This window comes from Dactylosporangium sp. NPDC005555 (assembly GCF_040605635.1).
Lineage (GTDB): Bacteria > Actinomycetota > Actinomycetes > Mycobacteriales > Micromonosporaceae > Dactylosporangium.
Genome location: NZ_JBEXDG010000031.1, coordinates 119003 through 122630, shown reverse-complemented (window position 1 = coordinate 122630; position 3628 = coordinate 119003). Strand labels below are relative to the sequence as shown.

The 3628-nt window shown below is 70.9% G+C and carries 3 protein-coding genes and 1 pseudogene; 1 reads left to right on the top strand and 3 read right to left on the bottom strand.

Features of this window, described 5'->3' with window-relative positions:
• The 3 genes and pseudogenes from ABZS58_RS30615 to ABZS58_RS30605 all read right to left on the bottom strand — a co-directional run.
• Positions 1-436 (bottom strand): annotated as a pseudogene (locus ABZS58_RS30615) (hypothetical protein); the annotation flags it as partial.
• Positions 437-596: 160 nt separating this feature from the next.
• Positions 597-1478, bottom strand: a complete 882-nt coding sequence (locus ABZS58_RS30610; RefSeq protein ID WP_354786690.1) for a sugar ABC transporter permease — start codon at positions 1476-1478, stop codon at positions 597-599.
• Positions 1475-2284 (bottom strand): IclR family transcriptional regulator, encoded by an 810-nt coding sequence (locus ABZS58_RS30605; RefSeq protein ID WP_354786689.1) that lies wholly within the window; start codon positions 2282-2284, stop codon positions 1475-1477. The genes ABZS58_RS30610 and ABZS58_RS30605 overlap by 4 nt, the downstream gene beginning before the upstream one ends.
• Before the next feature lie 85 nt (positions 2285-2369).
• On the opposite strand from ABZS58_RS30605, the gene ABZS58_RS30600 reads away from it, so the two are divergent.
• Positions 2370-3515 carry a mandelate racemase/muconate lactonizing enzyme family protein gene (locus ABZS58_RS30600; RefSeq protein ID WP_354786688.1) on the top strand — a complete coding sequence of 382 codons (1146 nt, stop codon included), beginning with the start codon at positions 2370-2372 and terminating at the stop codon, positions 3513-3515.
• Positions 3516-3628 lie beyond the last annotated feature (113 nt).

The following is a 3628-nucleotide window of genomic DNA, read 5'->3' as shown; positions in this document are numbered from 1 at the left end:
TGATGAGCAGCAACGCCTGCGGGAACATCTGGCTCGCGAGGACGAGGTACATCAGCGACCGGCGGCCCCGGTAGCGGAACTTCGCGAACGAGTAGGCCGTGTAGGCCGCCACGATCACCGTCAGCACCGCGGTCAGGCTCGACACGATGAGACTGTTCATGAGGTACCGAAGGAGCTTGGCGTCGTCGAAGATGGCGGTGAAGTGCTCGAAGGTGATCCGGTCGGGAATGAAGTGCGGCGGGAACCGGAACACGTCGTGCGTCGGGGTGAGGGCGGTGACGAGCACCCAGTAGACCGGGCCGAACGCGAAGATGCCGATGAGCGCGACGGTGGTGGCGGGGCCGAACAGGCGGGTCCTGCGGCGCTTCCTTACGGTCTCCCGCGCTGGTTGCGGGGCCTCTGTCACCGGGCTCTCCTCCAGGGTCGGTGCGCTCATGCCGCCACCTCCGGCGTCGGCCTGAGCCATGACCGCCATGCCGATGAGCGGCCCGAGACGCTGCGCTGGCCGCTCATACCGCCACCTCCGCTGCGCTCCGGCGTCGGCCTGAGCCATGACCGCCATGCCGATGAGCGGCCCGAGACGCTGCGCTGGCCGCTCATGCGCGCTCACCCCGCTCGGAGATCCGCACGTAGACCACGACGAGGACGAGGATGAGGACCAGCCACAGGGCGCCCAGGGCGCTGGCCTTGCCGAGGTCGAAGGCCTTGAACGCGGTGTCGTAGACGGCGACGGCGAACGTGGTCGTGGAGCCCGCCGGCCCACCGCCGGTCAGCACGTAGATCATGTCGAAGTGCTGCACGTTCCAGATCACTTCGAGCAGCACGACGATGCCGAGGATGCCGCGCAGGTGCGGCAGCGTCACGTGCCAGAAGCGGTTGACCGCGCCGGCCCCGTCGAGCGCGGCCGCCTCGTGCAGCGCGTGCGGCACCGTCTGCAGCCCGGCGAGCAGCATGACCATGATCCAGGGGAAGCTCGCCCAGCTCTTGGCCACGATGATGGCGGCCATGGCGGTGCCGGGACTGCCGAGCCACACGACCGGCTCGTCGATCAGGTGCAGCTGCACGAGGAGGCCGTTGAGCAGCCCGTAGTTGGCGTTGAAGATCCACAGCCAGACGAACGACACGACAACCCCGGGGATCACCCAGGGCATCAGGAACAGCCCTCGCAGCACGGCCCGGCCGCGCAGCTTCGTGTTGAGCGCCAGGGCGAGGGCGAAGCCGATGACGACGGGCACGACGGTCGAGCCGACCGTGAACACGACGGTGTGCTCCAGGACCGGCCAGAAGTTGCGCCGGAGCACCTCGCTGAAGTTGTCCAGGCCGGCGAACGACCTGCCCGGCAGCACCAGGCTCTGGTTGAACAGGCTCGTGGACAGCGACCCGATCAGCGGATACAGCACGACCGCGCCGAGCAGCGCGAGCGCCGGCAGGGTCAGCAGGAAGCCGAACGTCCCGTCCTTCAGTGCGCCCTTGTTCACAGCGTCACCGCACCCGCGGCCGGGTGGTGCGCCGGGCCGACATAGCCGAGGCCGATGCTGATCGAGTCGGCGGCCTCGATGACCATCCGCGACAAGGCGACCTCCCGATTCTGCAAGTCGATTGCGGAGAGCGGCCCGGACACCGACAGCGCGGCGACGACGCTGCCGGCGCCGTCGCGGATCGGGGCCGCGACGCAGGCTCGGCCGAGGGCGAGCTCCTCCAGCTCCGAGCCGTAGCCCCGGGCGGCGGTCCGCTCGAGCTCGGCGTCGAGCTTCTCGTGGGTGGTGATCGTGCGGGGCGTGTAGGCGACCAGGGCGGCGGTGGGCAGCAGGCCGCGCCGCTCTATCGGGGTCAGGCCGGTCAGCAGCGACTTGCCCAGGCCGGTGGCGTGCAGCGGGTTGCGCTGGCCGGCGAGGACGAACGCCCGCGGTGCCTGCCGCCCCTCGAAGTTGAGCAGGTAGAAGAGGCTGGCGTCGCGGCGGACGGCGACGTTGACGCCGAGCCCGAGGTCGGCCGCCAGGTTCTGGGCGATCTGGCGCGCCTCGCGGTGCACGGGGTGGCTGTTGAGGACCGCACCGCCGAGGCTGACCGTGTCCAGGCCGAGCCGATAGAGCCCGCTGACCGGGTCGCGGTCGACGAAGCCGGCCGCCTCCAGGGTTGCGAGCAGGCGCGAGGCGGTGGAGAGTCCAAGGTCTGCGAGCTTGGCGACGTCGGAGACGCGCAGCTCGGAGCGGCCGGCCGTGAAGACCCGCAGCACCGTCAGCGCCCGCTCGACGCTCTGGTTGCTTCCGACATCCGAAGCCATCGGGTCCCTCTCTGGAAGTTGCTTGCGTGATACGGCAAGATATCCCGCATGCTGCAAGTGGTCAACCGCACAGCGGGGGTGCGCCGTGAGGATCGTTGACGTGGCGACGTTCCCGCTCAAGCTGCGCGGCGAGGACGTCTACCTGGGCGCCGCGACGCGTTCCAATCCTGAAAAATCCGACTATTACACTCGGCCGCCGTGGCGCAGCCTGTACTCGGACCGTTACGAGACGCTGCTGGTCAGGATCACCTGCGACGACGGCACGGAGGGCTGGGGCGAGGCGCTCGCACCCGTCGGGCCGGAGATCGTGCAGGCGATCGTCGACCGGCTGCTGACGCCCGCGTTGCTGGACCAGGATCCGCGCCGGGTCCGGCCGCTCTGGACCAGGCTGACCGGCCTCATGCGGGAGCGCGGGCACCTCGTCGGCCACCAGGCGGACGCCCTGGCCGCGGTGGACATCGCGCTGTGGGACCTGGCGGGCAGGGCGGCGGGACTGCCCGTGCACGCGCTGCTCGGCGGGGCGTACCGGGACACCGTGCCCACCTACGTCTCAGGGCTGCCCGTCGCCACCGACGCCGAACGGGCCGACCTCGCGCGCAACTGGATTGCACAGGGTGCAACGTCGGTGAAGCTCCACCTCGGCCGTGGGGTGGAGGAGGACATCGCCACATTCGACGCGGTCGCCGCGACCGGGATGCGGGTCGCCGTCGACGCGCACTGGGCCTACTCGCTTTCCGACGCGCTGCGCCTGGGTAAGGCCCTCGACGCGCGCGGCGCCTGGTTCCTGGAGGCACCCCTCGCCCCGGAGGACGTCGACGGGCACCGCGAGCTCGCCGCCGCGCTCGTCACGCCCGTCGCCGTCGGCGAGACGCTGCGCAACCGCTTCGAGTTCAAGCTGTGGCTGCAGGACCGGGCCCTGGACCTGGCGCAGCCCGACGTCGGCCGGACCGGGATCACCGAGGCCCTCGCCATCGCCGAGATCGCGTCGGCGCACCACGTCCCGGTCGCGCCGCACCACTCCGTCGGCCTGGGCGTCGTCCTCGCCGCCGGGATCCACGTCGCCGCCGCGATCGAGGCCATGCCGGTCTTCGAGTTCCAGCCCGGCCCGTTCCCCGTCGCCAACCGCATCCTCACCCGGCCGCTGACCGGCGGACCCGGATCGTTCGAAGTGCCGACCGCGCCGGGCCTCGGCGTCGACGTCGACATCACCGCCCTTCTGGAGGACCGATGAACATTCCGTCGCACAGCGCAGCCGCCCGCCGCGGCGCAGCGGAGGTGGCGGCATGAGCGGCCAGCGCAGCGGCTCGGGCCGCTCATCGGCACGGCAGTCATGGCTCAGGCCGA

Excerpts from the sequence above, each read along its gene's own strand:
- ABZS58_RS30605 (WP_354786689.1), bottom strand. The coding sequence starts at position 2,284 with ATGGCTTCGGATGTCGGAAGCAACCAGAGCGTCGAGCGGGCGCTGACG.